Genomic DNA, 331 nt, shown 5'->3' on the forward strand with positions numbered 1-331 from the left:
GGCAATTGGTATTTCCAATTTACATTATTCTAACATTGACTGACACCGATGGTCAGTAAGCTTGTTGTCTGTTGACACCTGCAGGCAACAAGCCCTGCTCGCGATAACGCTTTACATTGCCTGCGACTATCTGTGCCGCACTCTCTTTATCCGTCGGTGCAGAACAATGTGGCAGAACGGTTACAGCAGGATGTGTCCACTGCCAGCTGTCCGGCGGCAGCGGCTCGACCGCAAACACATCCAGCACCGCGTGCTGCAAATGCGTGGCATCCAGCGCTGTGCGCAAATCCTGTTCGACCACGATGGGACCACGTGCAAAATTAATCAGACT

Annotated in this window: 1 protein-coding gene; it reads right to left on the bottom strand. The window is 52.6% G+C overall.

The genetic code is table 11. From position 1 onward, the window contains the following. Window positions 1–52: 52 nt before the first annotated feature. A partial coding sequence (locus KDM89_RS20995) for an NAD(P)-dependent oxidoreductase (protein WP_268977913.1) occupies window positions 53–331 on the bottom strand: 279 nt, incomplete at its 5' end.

The organism is Cognatundibacterium luofuense (assembly GCF_018139685.1).
GTDB classification, from domain to species: Bacteria; Pseudomonadota; Gammaproteobacteria; order Burkholderiales; family Burkholderiaceae_D; genus Undibacterium; species Undibacterium luofuense.